Origin of the sequence: Engelhardtia mirabilis (genome assembly GCF_007748095.1) — a bacterium.
GTDB lineage: Bacteria > Planctomycetota > UBA1135 > UBA1135.
Window position 1 is genome coordinate 1,918,075 of sequence record NZ_CP036287.1, and the last position, 16,264, is coordinate 1,934,338.

Consider the following 16,264-nt stretch of genomic DNA (forward strand, 5'->3'; position numbering starts at 1 on the left):
TGGATCTACGGGATGACTTCGAACCAGAGGCCGTCGCTCAGGCTGGCCGAGGTGCCGTCCGCCTGCAGCGGGTCGAGGCCCAGCACCTGCACGTGCAGTCGGGTGCCCACGCCCAGCGAAGCGAGGGTCGCGGTTCCGACGGTCAACGAGACCGCGCCGTCACAGGTGCCGGGGTCGCCCGATCCGTGGCTGGCGGTGACCGGAATGAAGGCCCAGGGGCCACCGACCAGCAGGGTCCCCGCCAGGAAGGGGACGTCCGCCGGACCGGGTCCGACGATCATCACGCCCGGTTGGTCGATGACCTCGTTGTCCGCTCGTAGGGTCAGCCCCGAGCCTCCGATTGCCGGGCTGCCAACCTTGCCCATCGTGGGCAGGCAACCCAGGGAGTTGAGCTTGGCGTCACCGTAGCGCACGACGACGCACTGGCTGATGCTCCAGTTCACGCTGCCCGTGGTGAGGTCGGCGGTCCACGGGTCGTCGAGGCCGTCGCCGTTGGTGTCGGCCAGGTGGGAAGCGTAGACCTGCGACGAGGTCGGCAGGGAGGTCGCGAGGGCGAAGCTACCACCGCCGTTGTTGACCAGCATTCGAGCTGCGCTCGAGCCTCCGGAGACCGCGAGCAGGTCGGGGCTTCCGTCGCCGTCGATGTCGCCGGTCGAGAGCCCGCGGAGGTAGTAGCCCAGGTTGGTCAGGGACTGGCCAACGGTGGGGAAGCTCCCGCTGCCGTCATTGATGAAGGTGGTCAGGCCGTACTTGTAGCCCGTCGCCAGATCCGCGTCCCCGTCGCCGTCCCAGTCCCCAGCGACGATGCCACCGGCATAGATCCCGCCGCCCAGGCTCGGACCTCCATTGACGAAGGTGCCGTCCCCGACCCCGTAGGCGAACTGGATCGTGGGGCTGATCGACGAGGTTCCGCCGAGGTCCGCGAAGTCCAGGTGACCGTCACCATCGAAGTCGGCCATGCAGACCTCGGTCGCGGTCGTCGGAAGCATGTGGATCGGCTGCGGCGTGATCGCCCCTGCTCCGTTCCCGGTGAAGACCCAAAGGCCGCCCGAGAAGTGCAGGGAGTCCGGCGTGTACTGGCGCAGCGCCACGGCGGCGTCGAGGTCGCCGTCGCCGTCGAGATCCTCGAGGAACGCCGCGACGGGACTGCTGTCGAAGAAGCCCGGGAACTCGAACAGCGCGCCGCCCGTGAAGTGCCCGGCGCCGTCGTTGGTCAATAGGCGCACGCCGTCCTGGGCGTAGTAGTTGTAGCCCTCGGGAGTGATCTGCAGGGTCCCGCCGAGTGCCACGAGCGCGTCCAGGTCGCCGTCGCCGTCCATGTCGCCCAAGGCGACATTCAGGGGCCTGGACCCGACGTTGAGCTTCGTCGTGCTGAAGCCGAGCCCAGCTTGGTTCTCGAACAGCCACAGCCCTGACGCGCCGGCGACGAGGGTGTCCAGGTCGCCGTCCTGATCCAGATCGCCCGTAGCGATGTCGGCCGCGGAGCTGCCCACATCCAGTGAGCCGGACGTGTAGATCTGTTGCAGGCACTCCTGGCCTGCATGGGCCGAGAGCGGGACGAGCGACGAGGCGAAGAGAAGCGGAATGAAGGTCGTTTTAATGGTCATGGCACCGGTTCCTATTTGGGCCCGCCCAGCCAATCTGCGTGGGCATCTGGATCAGCTTGGTGGTGGATCGAGCCCGGTCCCGTGACAGTCGGTTCATCTGCGCGAGTCGGTGACGCGCATCGTGCGGACTGGGGCCGGCCGCTTGCTGCAGGTCCAGCTCCGGTCCAGCTCCAGTCCAGCTCCCGGCTTCGACTACTTCGCCAGACCGCGACTGGTGGTGGGGCGCACGGTCGTGGCCGGTCGCCCTTGGAGTCATCATTGCGCCCTCTCGCCGGCAGGCATTCGGCAGGTGGGCGACGCGGGGGGGGCCCGATGGGACCCTCTGGAGTTCAATCGAGCCGTCGACCGGCCAGCCGATTCGCGCCAACGCTGCGAGGTCCTGGTCCAGCGGCCGACCCACAGATTGCGCACGCGCTGGTACGACGGCGATAGGAGCGGACCCCGACGGCCGCCGGTTGAACCGAGCCGATGCTTAACCGGTGATGAAGCCGAGGCAGCGGCGATCTCTGTGGATCTGGCCGTCCCCGTCTCGCCGGGTCGTGAGAAGTTCCGCCCGCGAATGCGTGGATTGGCCCTCGGCACCGGGTCCGAAGGACCGTATCCCGTGGAAGAGGCTAGGGTCCTCGATGATCACCTCCCGGACGCCCGGTGGTCTGTTCCCCGTCGCGCCGACAACGCGTAGCCGCCACGACACTCGTCACGAGGCGCAACGATGCCTGCGGCGACCGGAGCCCGGGAGGGGACGCCGGATCTCTGAGCCAACGCACTAGGATCGCGCGCGCTCCGGCCGCGCGCACGACCACCGATTCCAACGCTCCACCATGACCACACCGCCAGCGCCCGTTCTGTGTGCCAGGGGGCTTCGGTCCGGCAGCGGACCATGGATCCGATCCATGGTCCCGGTGCTCCTGGCCGCGCAGGTCGGTTGTCAGGTCTATTCGCCGGAACCACTCACCCGGGACGCGGTCGATGCGGCCTTGGCGTCGCCTGCCTACGGGGAGCTCGGCGCGGTCTGGTCGGCGCGCCTACATCCGCTCTTGCCCGCGGTCGAGATCGACCTGGCCGACGGCCTCGATCCGACCGAGGCGGCCTGTCTGGCCGTCGTGCTCAATCCGGACCTGCGAATCGAGCGAGCGCGGCGCGGCATCGCAACGGCGGCGACGGTCCAGGCGGGCCTTCTGCCGAATCCCCAGCTCGGAGCGACCTTCGACCGGGTTTCAGGCGGACAGACCGCCGGTACCGTCAACGCTTGGGGACTCGCCTTCGGTTGGGATCTGGGTGCCCTGATCGAGCACGGAGCCCAGCTCGAGGCAGCCCGCGCGTCCGATCGTGCCGCTGGATTGGACCTGTTGTGGCAGGAGTGGCGGGTGGCCTGCGCCGCGCGCCTGGCGTCGACGACGGCCTACTGGCAGGAGCGCATCTGCGAGGTGCTCGCGGAGACGGTCGAGCGGCAGCAGCGCACTCGAGATGCCCTGTCCGACGCCCTGGAGTCGGGGGATGCGACGCGCATCGAGTACGAGATCACGCTGGCCGACCTGCAGAGTTCCCAGATGCAGTTGCGGGCCGCACGGCGAATGCGAGACCTGGCGCAGATCGAGGTCCGGCGCGCGATCGGGCTGGCTCCGACGAGTCCGCTCGAGCCTGCGGCGCCGCCCGATCCGTGGCGCTCGGCCCTGCCGAGCCTCGACGAGGCCTTCGCCGCAGCCCGCGCTGCGCGAGTCGACTTGGCCGCTCTGCGCGCCGGCTACGAGGCCCAGGAGGAGCGGGTCAAGGCGGCGGTCCGCGGGCAGTTCCCGAGGCTCAACGTCGGACTGAACACCGCGCGGGACACGGGCGCCGTGGAGACCGTCGGCGTGGGAGTCACCATCGACCTTCCGATCTTCGATCGCGCCCAGGGTCGCATCGCGTCGGAGCGCGCCAACCGTTCGGCGCTCCTGGCCGAGTACACCGCGCGCGAATTCGCCCTGCGGGCGGACCTGGCCGCGATTCTGTCGGAGCTCGAGCGACTTGGGCCCGAGATCGAGGCGCAGCTCAGCTACTGGGACGATCGAAGTGCTTCCCTGGCCGAGCTAGAGCGACTGGAGTCGAATCAGATGATGGACCTCTTCGGTGTCGAGTCGATGCGGATGACCACGGCCACCGCACACCTGGACCTGATCCGGCTGCAGCAGCGCCAGGCCGAGCTGCGCGTGGGGCTCGAAGCCGTGACGGGGCGATTCGACGGGCAGGAGCTGGAATGATGCGCCCGATCGGCATCGCGGCAGTGGTCGTCCTGGTCGGGTTGGGCGCGGGCGTCTGGGCCGAGCGGCAGGGGTTGGTGCCGGGCTGGCTCGGTGGGGCCGCAGCGCCGGATCCGGCCACCGCGCCCTCGGGCCGCGACCAGCCGCAGGCTTCCCGGGTGGACGTCTCGACCGTCCGCGCCGGAAGCCTCGGGGTGACGCTCGAGATGCTCGGAACCGCCACAGCCATGCCCGGCAGCGCGGTCGCGGCGACCCTGGCGAGTGATGTGATCGTGGTGCGTCGCATGGCAACACCGGGTGATCACGTCGAAGCGGGCGCGGCCCTGCTCGAGGTCCAATCCACGCCGCGCCTGGCGAACGATCTGCTCGTCGCCGAAGCGGCGATCGAACGAGCGCGGGCGACGTTGGAGTCCGTGCAGGGGCGGGTGGAAGCGAAGCTGGCGACTCGCGCGGACCTGTTGTTAGCGCAGCAGGCCCTGCAGTTCGCCGAGCTCGACCTGTCGACCAAGCGGGCCTTGGTGCCTGCGGACAACGGAATCGTGCGCGCCACCGTCAGCGGCAGCCTGACCGCGTTGGACGCACCGATCGGGGGCCTCGTAAGCGCGGGAACGGCGCTGTGCCAGATCGCGCCCGACGACGCCCTGCGGGTGAGGTTCGGGATCCCGCTGCGGCGTGCACAGGACCTGCCCGTCGGTCTCGAGCTCGAAGTGGTCGACCTGCTGGGGGGCTCGGGCGCGGTGGCGACGGTCTCGCTCGCGCGGATCGAGGCGGAGGTCGACGGCTCGACCCAGACGCTGGTCGGTTGGTCGGAGGCCATCGACCCGCTCCTGATCGTGCCCGGCACACCGCTGCGGGTCACGGCCCGGGTGCAGAGCCCGGTGGCCCTACTCGTCGACCGAACAGCGGTGGTGCTTTCGGACGATGGGCCCTCGGTGTTCACGGTCGACGCCGGAGTCGCCCATCGCCACGCGATCGAAGTGGTCGCCGGCGACGCTCGGACCATCTGCCTGCGCTCGGACGACCTGGCCACCGGCGACGAGGTGGTCGTGCTCGGTGGCTACGAGCTCGAGGAAGGCCTGCCAGTCGAGATCGAGGGCCGCCCTTGAGCCTGTTGGAACTGGCCAGTCGCCGCGGCAAGGCCCTGCTCGCGCTCTTCGCGGCCGTGGCCGTGGCCGGGGCGTTGGTCGCCACGCAGCTCCCGGTGGCCCTCTTTCCACAGGTCAGCTTCCCGCGGATCGTGGTCTCGGTCGACGCCGGCGATCGCCCTGCCGATCAGATGTTGGTCGCCGTCTCGATCCCGCTTGAAGAGGCCCTGCGCGCGCTGCCCGGTGTTCGCAACGTGCGCTCGAAGACCAGCCGGGGCAGCGCCGAGTTGTCGCTGGACTTCTCCTGGGGCGACGACATGACCAGCGGTCTGCTGCTGGTCGAGGCTGCCATGACCCAAGCGGTCGCGGACCTGCCGCCCTCGACGCGCTTCGTCGTGCGACGCATGGACCCGACCGTGTTCCCCGTCGTAGCGCTCTCGCTGGTGTCCGACCACGAGCCCGGCACCCGGCTGTGGGAGCGTGCCTACCGCGAGGTACGGCCGGCCCTTCTGGCACTCGACGGAGTGGCGCGGGTGAGCGTGATCGGAGGGGCGCGCGAGGAGTTGCAGGTGGTGATCGACCCGGACGTGCTGAGCGCCAATGGGCTGACGATCTCCGACATCGCCGGCGCGGTGGGGAGCTGGAGCACGACCCTGGCCCTGGGCCGGGTCGAGGACTTCTACAAGCTCGATCTGATTCTGACAGCACCCCAGGTCACCGACGCGGCGACGCTCGAGTCCCTGGTGCTGAAGGCCGAACCGGGCCGCCTCCTGAGGTTGCGGGACGTGGCCACGGTCCAGTCGGCGCCGGAGCCGGTCTGGACCCGGGTCACCGCGGACGGGCGCGAGGCGGTCCTGGTGCAGGTCTACCAGCAACCCCAGGGAAACACGGTCGCCATCTCGGCCAACGTCGAGCGGACCCTGGAGCGCATCCGGGCGGGCCTGCCCGCCGGCAACCACCTCTCGGTCTGGTACGACCAGAGTGACCTCGTCAACGCCTCCGCCGCCAGCGTGCGCGACGCCGTGCTGCTGGGGACGCTGCTGGCCGGGCTGGTGCTGCTCGCCTTCCTGCGTGACCTACGCATCACCCTGGTGGCGATGGTCGTCGTGCCCAGTGTGTTGGCTTCGTCCTGCCTGCTGCTGTTCATGCTGGGTCAGAGCCTGAACATGATGACCCTGGGCGGGATGGCGGCCGCGGTGGGTCTGATCATCGACGACGCAATCGTCGTGGTGGAGCACATCGTCGCGCGCCTCTCGAACCCCGCCGACAGGGACCTGCGGCGGAGCTCGTCGCCGGTCCTCGCCGCGGCCAGCGAGTTCAGTCGGCCGCTCTTGGGCGCGTCGCTGGCCACGATCATCATCCACCTGCCGCCGGTGTTCCTGACCGGCGTCACCGGCGAGTTCTTCAAGGCCCTGTCCTTGACGATGGCCCTGAGCCTGATCATCTCGTTCCTGATGGCCTGGCTCGCCATCCCGCTCTTGGCCGGGCGGCTGTTGGATCTGGAGCGGATCAACCTCCAAGCCTCGGGCAGGGTCTTCTCCCTCGTCGAACAGGCCTTTGGCTGGTCCCTGCGAGCGGCAACCCGACTGCGCTGGGGGATCCCCCTGCTCTGTGTGGGCTGGCTGGCCCTGGGCTGGATGGCCCTCGGACGGCTGCCCAGCGGCTTCATGCCGACCATGGACGAGGGCGGCTTCGTGCTCGACTACTTCGCGGCTCCCGGGACGTCGTTGAGCGAGACCGATCGCCAGGTCCGCAAGGTCGAGCAGATCCTGCGCGACACGCCCGAGGTCGACACCTACTCGCGGCGCACCGGAGTGCAGCTCGGGGGCGGTCTGACCGAGGCCAACGAGGGTGATTTCTTCGTCAGGCTGAAACCCCAGCCGCGGCGACCGATCGAGGAGGTCATGGCCGACGTGCGCGGCGGCATCGAACGCGCGGCGCCCGGCCTCAACGTCGAGTTGCTCCAACTGATGGAGGACCTGATCGGGGACCTGACCGCCGTGCCCCAGCCGATCGAGGTCAAGCTCACCGCCCGTGATCCCGCCCTGCTGCCCGACCAAGCGGTCATGGTGGCCGAGCGCCTGGCCCGCCTGCCCGGCATCGTGGACGTCAACGACGGGCGCAACATCGCCGGCGACGCGCTCGAGGTCCGCCTGGATCCGCAAGCGATGTCGATTCTGGGCCTGGATCCGTCCAGCGTCGCGACGCAACTGCGAACGCTGCTGGCGGGTGACGTGGTCGGCACCGTGATCGAGCAACCCCGTTCGATCGCCATCAGGCTCTGGTCCCACGAGGACGATCGAGGGGTCGAGGACGACGTCGGTCGACTGCGGCTGACCAGCGCCAACGGATCGACGGCCCTGCTCGCCGAGGTGGCGACGATCACCCGCGTCGCAGGCCAGCCGAGCATCAGCCGCGAGGGCCTGCTGGAAACGATCTCGGTCACGGCCAGGACCGACGGACTCGACCTGGGCCGGGCGATTCGGCTGGTGCAGGGCGACCTCGATCAGCCCGGAGTCCTGGGCGAGGGCGTCTCCTACCGGCTCGGCGGCCTGTTCGGGGAGCAGCAGCGGGCGTTCAAGTCGCTGACGGCGGTCTTCGGCGCGGCGGTGGTGCTGCTGCTGCTGTTGATCCTGTTCATCTACGACAGCTTCCGCATCGCCCTGCTCCTGACCGGAGCCTGCCTCTTGACCATGCCGGCGGTGGCCCTGGGCCTGCTGGCGACCGGCACCGAGCTCAACATCTCGTCGATGATGGGGTTCGCCATGATCGTCGGCGCGGCGGCGGAGATCGGCGTGTTCTACACCTCGGAGTTTCGAGCCCTCCTCGCCAAGGGCGTCCCGAGGGCCCGCGCACTGACCGAGGCGGCTACCGTGCGCCTGCGACCGATCACGATGACGACCTTGGCGGCGGTGTTGGCCCTGGCGCCCTTGGCCCTGGGCATTGGCGAGGGCGCGGCGATGTTGCGACCACTCGCGATCGGGATCATCTCGGGCTTGGCGGTGCAGGTGCCGATCATCCTGATCGTCTTTCCGTCGCTGCTGAGCTTCGGCCGATCGACGCCGGGGCACGGTTAGTACGTCGGACGGAGAGCCAGGATCCGCACGAACGTCGGCCGGCGCCGAGCGCGATCCGGCCGACGTCCGAGCCTCCCGGTCTCAGAGATTCTGACCGCCCGAGACCTCGATGCGTTGCCCCGTCACCCACTGGTTGCCGCCCAGCAGCAGGCTCGCGATGGCACCACCCACGTCGTCGGGCAGGCCGACCCGCCCCAGGGCCGTGTTGGCGGCGATGAATCGATTCAGCTCCGGGTCGTCGCGGACCACGCCGCCGCCGAAGTCGGTCTCGATTGCCCCGGGCGCCACGACGTTGACGGTGATCCCGCGCGGACCGAGCTCTTTGGCCAGATAGCGGGTGAGCACCTCGACCGCGCCCTTCATGGCCCCGTAGGCCGCATAGCCGGGCAAGGCGAAGCGCGTCAGGCCCGACGACAGGTTCACGATCCGGCCCCCGTCGGCGATCAGCGGCAGGAGGCGCTGGGTCAGGAAGAAGACGCCCTTCAGGTGGACGTTCATCAACTGGTCGAACTCGGCCTCGGTCGTTTCGGCGAAGGGCTTGTGGACGCCGAAGCCCGCGTTGTTGACCAGGAAGTCGAAGGTCCGCCGGCTCCACTGGCGCTCGAGGGTCCGCGAGAGCTCCCGCGCCGCCGCCTCGAAGCCGGCGGTGTCGCTGGTGTCGAGTTGCAGGGCCGCGGCCCGACCGCCGCGGGATTCGATCTGGCCTACCACCTCGGCTGCCGCCTCGGCGTTCTCGAGGTAGGTCGGCACGACGCCGACGCCCTGGTCGGCCAGGTGGAGCGCGGTGCTGCGGCCCAATCCGCGGCTGCCGCCGGTGATCACGGCGATCTTGTTCGTCATCGGTCGTGTCTCCATGGGATCAGCTGTGCCGAAAGATCGCAGCCTGCTCGTCGCTGCAATGCTCCTCAACGCGCACGGGCCAGCAGCGTGCGCGGTGGCAACCATGGCGCCAGAAGGGAAACTACCGGCTGCCGCCGCAGGGGTGCCGGCAAGGAATGGAGAATGCGCCCCTGTGGCTCGAAACCCGCGCGGTCGAGCAGGCCGATCAGGTCCGGCTCGGTGAAGCGGTGCAGGTGTTCGGGATGGGCCCAGAAGGCTCGCGCGCCGGGGGTCGCCAGGGCCAGGGCGCGACGCAGTCGGCCGCGCTGCGGCAGCACCCACTCGGCCACGGCGACCGGCGTTCCGGCCGGGGTGATCGCGCGCAACTCGGCCAGGAAGGCCCCCGGATCGGGCAGGTGGACCAGGGCGTCGCACAGCCAGACGGCCTCGAAGGCGGGCAGCCCCGCGCTCCAGCCCGCGGCGCTGAGATCCCTCTGGAGCACCTCGCACCCGCGAGTCCGCGCCGCCGACAGGACTGCGGCGTCGCGGTCCAGACCGAAACTACCCGGCCCGAAGTGGGCCAGGTAGGTCCCGGGTCCACAGGCGGCGTCGAGCACGGCCCGGTGACCGAGGTCGAGGACCGCCTCGATCGCTCGCAGCTTGCGCGGTCGTCGTGCGCGATGACTCAAGGGAGCGAGGTCAAGTGGTCCGTCCGATCGTCGCCCGATCAGGCCTCGAACGGCGGTTCGCCCTCGGCCTGGTAGGTCACCTGGTAGATGTCCTTGCGGCGGTCGTTCCAGTTCTGAACGGTGCCCCGCAGGCGGTGGCGACGGAGCTGCTCGATGTCCACGTCCTGGACCACCAGCGTCTCGATGTTCGGCGTGCACTCGGCCGCCACTCCGTCGCGCGCGAAGGGCACGTCCGACGGCGTGAAGATGCCCGACTGGGCGTAGTGCACGTCGGCGTTGTCCACGAAAGGCAGGTTGCCGGTGCAGCCGGACAGGACCGCGTACACGTGGTTCTCGATGCAGCGCGCCTGGGCGCAGGTGCGCACGCGCAGGTAGCCGTCGCGGTCGTTGGTGTTGAAGGGCACCAACAGGATCTGGGCGCCCTTGGCCGCGGCGATTCGCGTCAGCTCCGGGAACTCGACGTCGTAGCAGATCTGGATCGAGACCATGCCGCGGTCGGTGTCGAAGACCTCGATCGTGTCGCCGGGCGTCGCGCCCCACCAGCGCCGCTCGGAGGGCGTGATGTGGATCTTGTACTGGCGGTCGATGCCACCGTCGCGGTGGAACAGGTAGGCGCAGTTGCGCAGGTGGTCACCCTCGACCACGAACTGCGAGCCGCCCACGATATTGACGTTGTACTTGATCGCCATCTGGGTGAAGAAGTCCAGGTAGCGCGGGGTCATCTCGGCCAGCTTGCGAGCCGCCTCCTGGGGGCTCTTGTGCTTGCCCATGAAGGACAGCATCTGGGTCGTCATCAGCTCCGGGAAGACCACGAAGTCGGCTTTGAAGTCCGAGGCGGCGTCGATGAAGAACTCGCACTGGGCCTCGAACTCGTCCACCGACGAGATCGAGCGCATCAGGTACTGGACCGCGGCGATGCGGACCTTGTGGACGCGCTGGAAGCTGCGCCGCGGGTCGGCCACGTAGTCGAGGTTGGTCCACTCCAGGAAGGTCGCGTAGCCGCAGGAGGCCTCGTCGCTGGGCAGGTAGTTCGGGATCAGCTGCTTGAGCACGAAGCCGTTGGCCGTCTGCGTGGTCAGCACCGGATCGTAGATCTGGCCGTCGCGGACCTTCTCGGCGTACTCCCGCGCGCTGAGCTGGTCCGCGTACTTGTGGTAGTTGGGGATGCGACCACCCACGATGCAGCGGGCCACGTTGTAGTGCCGCGCCAACTCCCGCCGGGCCTCGTACAGCCGCCGCGCCAGCTTGAGGCCGCGGAAGTCCGGGTGGACCATGACCTCGATCCCGTAGAGGGTGTCGCCCTTGGGGTCGTGGTTGCGAATGAAACCGGCATCGGCGATCTCCTTCCAATCGTGCCACTCGTTGTAGTCCCCGAAGTCGACGATCAAGGACGCGGACGAGGCCACGATGCGCCCCTCGTACTCGACGACCTGCTGTCCTTCGGGGAAGACCTCGAGTTGACTGACGATCTGCTCACGCCCCCAAGGCAGCATGCCCGGGAAGCACAGCTGCTGCATCTCGATCAGCGCTTCGAAGTCCTCGATCGTGAGGGAGCGAACCACGATCTCGCGTTCGAAGTCCTCCAGGCGCAGCTTGATCTCGGGCTTGTTGAATCGATCTTCGGTCATCGGTACTCGGTGCTGGCTGCGCTGGGGGGAGTAGGGGACGGGGTGGGCGCGGGGATCGAGCGGCCAGCTCGGACGAGTCGCGAACCCGTCGCCGGCGGAGACGGAGTCTAGCGCCGGCAGTGGCGGCTACAGCGTCCAGCGCTAGCGTCCAGCGCCAGCTCCGCCACGGGGGGCCGGGACGGGGCCGGGGCGGGTCTCGATCGGTCCTACGGGAGCTCGCCGCGGGAGGCCTGGGCGCCAGGCGACGCGGGGCGCGGCGTCGGCATCGAAGCCACCGTTCCCGATGGTGCGAGGAGCAGCAGCAGGGGCAGCGCCAGGACTCCGACGCCAGCCATCGCGACCAGCGTTGAAGCGTAGCCATGCACGGCGATCAAGCCGCCGGCGACGGCCACCGCCCAGGATTCGCACAGGTTCGTGGCGCTCATATAGGCGCTGAACTGGGTGGCGGCCACCCGGGGATCGGTCAGATCCATGAACAGGGCGTAGCTGGCCGCCGTGAACGCGCCGATCGTCGCGTAGGCGAAGGTCAGGTGGGGGACCAGGGCGCCGGCGGAGCCCACGCTCGAGATGCCCGCTGCGGTCGTGAGCACGGCGACGGCCAACAACACGCCGACGAGGCCCGTGGCGCGGCGCGCGCCGATGCGGTCCGCGACTGCCCCGCCCACGAGACCACCCAGGGCGGCGGCGACCACCGCGTGAATCAGGAAGAATTGGCCGGCGACGTTGGTGTTCCCGTCGGCCAGGTCGCTCAGGATCGGTCCGGCGAAGGCGCCGAGGGCCTCGAAACCCGCGCCCGCCGTCGCGGCGAAGGCCAAGCCGACCCAGGTCCGGCGCTGACCGAGGCAAGCCAAGAGGATCGGAAGCAGCGCGGGAGCCGGTTGCGTCGCAGCGCGAGAACCGACCGCATCGGCCTCGCGATAGAACGCTGCCAGGACCAGGCCGCCCAGGAGTACCGCCAGGAGGGTCGCGACCAGGGCCCGTTCGCCCACCGCCCCGACCACGAGCAGCGCGCCGCCCCCAAGCAGTGAGCGCCCGGTCAGCATCCCGAGCTGCATCCAGCCGCTCAGGCGGCCGCGCTCATGGGGCGCGGTGTTGCGGATCATCAGGGCGTCGATGGCGGCGTCCTGGGTCGAGGCGCAGACCGCGTGGGCCACGAGGGCGACCACCAGCAGCTCGAAGTGCGCCAGGGGATCGACCCGCAGCAGCGGCAGGAGCGTCGCCGCCATGGCGATCTGGGCGCCCGCGATCCAGCCCCGCAGACCCCAGCGGCCGTTTCCGAGCCGGTCGATCATCGGCGCCCAGAGCCACTTGAAGGCCCAGGGCAGGACCAACCACGCCAGGAGGCTCCCGATTCGATCGGCCTCGACCCCCCTGGAGCGCAGCAGCGTCGGCAGGGCCCACCACAGGAACCCGATCGGCGCACCTTCGCAGAGGTAGAGCGCCGAGAAGAGCAGGCGGCGGCCGCCACGGGACTCGAGCAGGTTCATCGCCCGAACTTCGCGCTCCGGGGGCAGAGGTGTGCCGCTGTGCTCAGGGTTGAGATCATCGGAGCGGTCCGATGGCCGCCGCGGCCGAGCCTAGCCTCCGTTGGCCTGACTCCGCAGCCCGGTGCGTCCTCGCCGATTGGCGGCGTCGGACTTCAGGAGGGCGCCCCCGCCCCGGGCGAGACGCGGCCGACCTCCGCCAAGGCGCGCTCGACGGACTCGTGCAGGAGGTCCATCTGCTCCACCGCCATCCGTTGGCCGGCGCGGGCGACGAGCCACAGGGCCCCAGCTACCGCGGCGAAGCCCCCACACAGCCAGAAGGCGAGCGGGCTCCGCCCGAGCTGCAGTTGGGTCAGGCCCCAGATCGCGGAGAAGAAGATCAGGACCCCGCTGGCGAGGTAGGCCATGACGAAAGCGGACCACAGACTCGGGTGGGGCGTGTAGAAGCCGCGCACGTAGCTGCGCGCGGGCTCTGGGCGGCCTTCCTCGCTGCGGTGGGCGACGACGTGCAAGTGCAGGAACGGCGACCAGAAGTGGCGCGACTCGGGCGGCACCGTGAGCATCAGGTGGTCGGAGAGCGACTTGCCGACGAAGGGCGCGGGGCCGCTCATGTGCTGCTCGACGCTGCGACTGACCACCGTTGGGGGGGCTTCGACCGTGTGATCGAAGCCGGGGCGAAAGGGCCTGGGTCGCATGGGCCGAGGTTAGCGCAGGGCCGGCGATCGCGCAGGGGGCTCGATCGACCCCACGGATTGCGGCCCGCGCCGCTCGGAACCGAGGCCTGTCCCCCGCAGTCCTCGCGGCCCCCGCGTGGAGCACTCCGACCGACCCGGGGCTACAATCCCCGCCAATCGCCGCCCCAGTGCTGCATCCCCGCCAATGAGCCAAGCCCTCAAGATCCTGCTCTGCTTCGCCGCCTTCCTCGCAGGAGTGACCCTTCTCCACGGTTGGCTCAATCTGGCCTGGTTCGAGCCCTCCAACCGTGAGCAACTGACGGTTGCCCACTTGCCGGTGACATGACACCTCACCTGCCCGGTCACCAGTTGGGTGACCGAACAGTCCACCGAGGGCACGATCTTCCACTCGAAGCGCTACACGAGCTGGCCGTCGATGACCGAGGACATCGACGCGGGCAACCTGCACGCGGCGTTCATCCTGGCGCCCCTGGCGATGCAGATGGCGCGCCAGGGCAAGACCAAGGTCAAGATTGTCCACCTGGGCCACCGCGACGGGACCGCGATCGTGGTGCCGACGGACTCCAAGGTGGAGTCGTTCGCGGACCTGCGTGGGACTCGAATGGCGATCCCGCACCGCTACGCCAACCAGCGCATCCTGGTCGAGCGGATGATGGCGGAGTACGGCTTCAGCGAGGACGACCTCAAACTGATCGACTACCCCCCGCCGGAGATGCCGGCGGCGCTCAAGGCGGGCGCCTTCGAGAGCTACATCGTCGGTGAGCCCTTCGCGGCCAAGGCCGAGATGGACGGCTTCGGGCGGGTGCTCTACCACACCAAGGACATCTGGCCGAACTTCATCTCCTGCGTGCTGATCGTGACCCAGGACCTGATCGACCGCGATCCGGCCCTGGTGCAGGAGCTGGTCAGCGGCATCACGGCCTCGGGCAAGTGGCTCGACGAGGGCGACGAGCGGTTGCTCTCGGGCCTGGTGATGGAGAGCGCCTCGAACCAGGACGACGTCGACTCCGGCAAGGTGATCGTGCCCGACGAGTTCGGCCGCACCCCGCGTCTGCAGGCGGCCGTGATCGCCGCTCAGCGGCGGTACTACAACCAGAACCCCGAGCTGCTGAAGTTCGTGCTCACCAAGCCGCCGGACCGCGTCAAGTACACCGAGCTGGAGCTGGCCCGCGACGAGTTCGCGGAGATCCAGCACTGGGCCGAGAAGTTGGGCTTCTTCGACAGCCGACCGGTGACCGAAGACGATCCCTTCGACTTCCTGGACTACTGCGACCCGCGCTTCGAGCAGGGGCGCCTGCGGGACCTGCCCCTGCAAGACCTCGCGAGCGCCGCGGCGGAGGGTGCGCAATGAGTCCCCGTGCCCTGCTCTTGGGGACGGTCGGCTTCGCGATCTTCATCCTCTCCTGGCACCTCGCCACCCTGGGCAATCAGATCGGCGACCTGCCCGGCCCGGCCATGACCGTGCGCGGCCTGGTACAGATCGCCGGCGAGGGCGTCCTGTGGGAGAACGTGGTGGCCTCGGTCTTCCGCGTCGCCTGGGGCTTCTGCCTGGCCGCCGGCATCGGCATCCCGCTGGGCATGGCCTTCGGCTGGTACCCGCGCCTGCGCGAGACGTTCAACCCGCTGGTGCAGTCCCTGCGCCCGATCTCGCCGATCGCGTGGTTGCCCTTCGCCGTGATCCTGTTCGGCGGCATTCGCATGTCGAGCGACCTGGCGGCGATCTTCCTGCTGTTCCTGTCGGCCTTCTTCCCGATCGTCACCGCCTCGACCTCGGCGGTGGCCTCCCTGGACCTCAAGTACATCCGCTCGGCCCGCAACTTCGGCGTCGACGGCCTGGCCTTCTTCCGCCGCGTGGTCCTGCCAGCCTCCCTGCCCCAGATCCTGACCGGACTGCGCCTGGCCCTGGGCATCGCCTGGGTCGTCGTGGTCGCGGCCGAGATGCTCGGCGTGGAGAGCGGCCTGGGCTACCAAGTCATGGACTCGCGCAACGCCCTGCGGATGGACTTCGTCTCCGCCGCCATGGTCGTGATCGCGGCCATCGGCTTGATGCTCGACATGGCCATGGCCAGGGTCGAGGCCACGGCCCTCGCCCGGCGGGGGATGAGCCGCCGATGAGCGCGACCGAACCCGAGGCCCGGCAAGGGGCCGAACCGCGAACCATGCAAGCTGGCGCCAAGATCGTCGTGCGCGACGTCCGCAAGACCTTCCCCACCAAGAAGGAAGATGTGAACGTCCTGGACGGCGTCGACCTGACCGTGCGCGAGGGGGAGTTCCTCGCGATCGTCGGTCCTTCGGGCTGTGGCAAGTCGACCCTGCTCAACTGCATGGCGGGTTTCGAGCGCATCACCTCCGGATCGATCCGCATCGACTCCGAGGAGATCGAGCGACCGTCTCCCAAGCGCGTGTTTGTCTTCCAGGAGACGGGGATCTTTCCCTGGTACTCGGTCTGGGACAACATCGGCTTCGGCCTGGGCAAGATGCCCTTCGACAAGAAGCACGAGATCGTCATGCGCTACATCGCGCTGGTCGGGCTCGAGGGCTTCGAGAAGGCCTTTCCCGCGGAGCTCTCGGGTGGCATGAAGCAGCGGGTGGAGTTCGCCCGCGCCCTGGCCGTCGAGCCGGACGTGCTCTTCCTGGACGAGCCCTTCGGCGCTCTGGACGCCTTCACCCGCCTCGAGATGCGCCGCGAGATCGTGCGCATCTGGAAGGAGACCGGGAAGACCTGCATCCTCGTCACCCACGACGTGGAGGAGGCGGTGGAGCTCGCGGACCGCGTGGCCGTGATGACCCGTCGGCCCGCACGGATCCACTCGGTGCTCGACAACCCCCTGGAGCGACCGCGCGACTCGGACCAACCAGTCTTCCGCGAGCTCAAGGACCAGATCTTCGAGATCCTGGGCGTCGAGCGACGGGTCTGAGGTCGGTCGAGCCCGGGGATTT

The 16,264-nt window shown here is 69.2% G+C and carries 13 protein-coding genes; 7 read left to right on the top strand and 6 right to left on the bottom strand.

Annotation, left to right across the window (positions count from 1 at the left end; translation table 11 throughout):
* Positions 1 to 5: 5 nt before the first annotated feature.
* Positions 6 to 1,607, bottom strand: coding sequence for an FG-GAP repeat domain-containing protein (locus Pla133_RS06935; protein ID WP_145064055.1), 1,602 nt, complete (start codon positions 1,605 to 1,607; stop codon positions 6 to 8).
* Between the two features lie 893 nt (positions 1,608 to 2,500).
* Between Pla133_RS06935 and Pla133_RS06940 the strand changes: the two genes are divergently transcribed.
* From Pla133_RS06940 to Pla133_RS06950, 3 genes are read left to right on the top strand one after another with little or no spacing between them, the layout of a single operon-like run.
* Entirely contained in the window at positions 2,501 to 3,847 is a 1,347-nt protein-coding gene (locus Pla133_RS06940; RefSeq protein ID WP_419192200.1) for a TolC family protein, read from the top strand.
* Positions 3,844 to 4,953 (top strand): efflux RND transporter periplasmic adaptor subunit, encoded by a 1,110-nt coding sequence (locus Pla133_RS06945; RefSeq protein WP_145064065.1) that lies wholly within the window; start codon positions 3,844 to 3,846, stop codon positions 4,951 to 4,953. The genes Pla133_RS06940 and Pla133_RS06945 overlap by 4 nt, the downstream gene beginning before the upstream one ends.
* Positions 4,950 to 8,009: an efflux RND transporter permease subunit gene (locus Pla133_RS06950; protein WP_145064069.1), complete on the top strand. Its 3,060-nt coding sequence runs from the start codon at positions 4,950 to 4,952 to the stop codon at positions 8,007 to 8,009. The genes Pla133_RS06945 and Pla133_RS06950 overlap by 4 nt, the downstream gene beginning before the upstream one ends.
* Positions 8,010 to 8,090: 81 nt before the next feature.
* Here Pla133_RS06950 and Pla133_RS06955 read toward each other — a convergent pair whose 3' ends face one another.
* The 5 genes from Pla133_RS06955 to Pla133_RS06975 all read right to left on the bottom strand — a co-directional run bounded on the left by Pla133_RS06955 (position 8,091) and on the right by Pla133_RS06975 (position 13,324).
* Entirely contained in the window at positions 8,091 to 8,849 is a 759-nt protein-coding gene (locus Pla133_RS06955; protein WP_145064073.1) for an SDR family NAD(P)-dependent oxidoreductase, read from the bottom strand.
* 65 nt (positions 8,850 to 8,914) lie between these two features.
* Entirely contained in the window at positions 8,915 to 9,517 is a 603-nt protein-coding gene (locus tag Pla133_RS06960) for a class I SAM-dependent methyltransferase (protein WP_145064078.1), read from the bottom strand.
* Between the two features lie 38 nt (positions 9,518 to 9,555).
* Positions 9,556 to 11,145: a bifunctional GNAT family N-acetyltransferase/carbon-nitrogen hydrolase family protein gene (locus Pla133_RS06965; protein WP_145064084.1), complete on the bottom strand. Its 1,590-nt coding sequence runs from the start codon at positions 11,143 to 11,145 to the stop codon at positions 9,556 to 9,558.
* A gap of 206 nt (positions 11,146 to 11,351) precedes the next feature.
* Complete coding sequence (locus tag Pla133_RS06970; RefSeq protein WP_145064090.1) at positions 11,352 to 12,632, bottom strand: MFS transporter; 1,281 nt, start codon at positions 12,630 to 12,632, stop codon at positions 11,352 to 11,354.
* A gap of 152 nt (positions 12,633 to 12,784) precedes the next feature.
* Positions 12,785 to 13,324, bottom strand: a complete 540-nt coding sequence (locus tag Pla133_RS06975; RefSeq protein WP_145064096.1) for a hypothetical protein — start codon at positions 13,322 to 13,324, stop codon at positions 12,785 to 12,787.
* A 184-nt stretch (positions 13,325 to 13,508) separates the two neighbouring features.
* Here Pla133_RS06975 and Pla133_RS26050 point away from each other — a divergent pair, with 184 nt between their 5' ends.
* Genes Pla133_RS26050 through Pla133_RS06990 form a run of 4 tightly spaced genes read left to right on the top strand, consistent with a single transcriptional unit; the run spans position 13,509 to position 16,242 of the window.
* A complete protein-coding gene (locus tag Pla133_RS26050; protein ID WP_419192201.1) occupies positions 13,509 to 13,649 on the top strand; it encodes a hypothetical protein in 141 nt (46 codons plus the stop codon).
* 27 nt (positions 13,650 to 13,676) lie between these two features.
* Positions 13,677 to 14,675, top strand: a complete 999-nt coding sequence (locus Pla133_RS06980) for an ABC transporter substrate-binding protein (RefSeq protein WP_419192202.1) — start codon at positions 13,677 to 13,679, stop codon at positions 14,673 to 14,675.
* Positions 14,672 to 15,439, top strand: coding sequence for an ABC transporter permease (locus Pla133_RS06985; protein ID WP_145064102.1), 768 nt, complete (start codon positions 14,672 to 14,674; stop codon positions 15,437 to 15,439). Before Pla133_RS06980 ends, Pla133_RS06985 begins: the two co-directional genes overlap by 4 nt.
* A gap of 44 nt (positions 15,440 to 15,483) precedes the next feature.
* Positions 15,484 to 16,242 (top strand): ABC transporter ATP-binding protein, encoded by a 759-nt coding sequence (locus Pla133_RS06990; RefSeq protein ID WP_145064107.1) that lies wholly within the window; start codon positions 15,484 to 15,486, stop codon positions 16,240 to 16,242.
* Positions 16,243 to 16,264 lie beyond the last annotated feature (22 nt).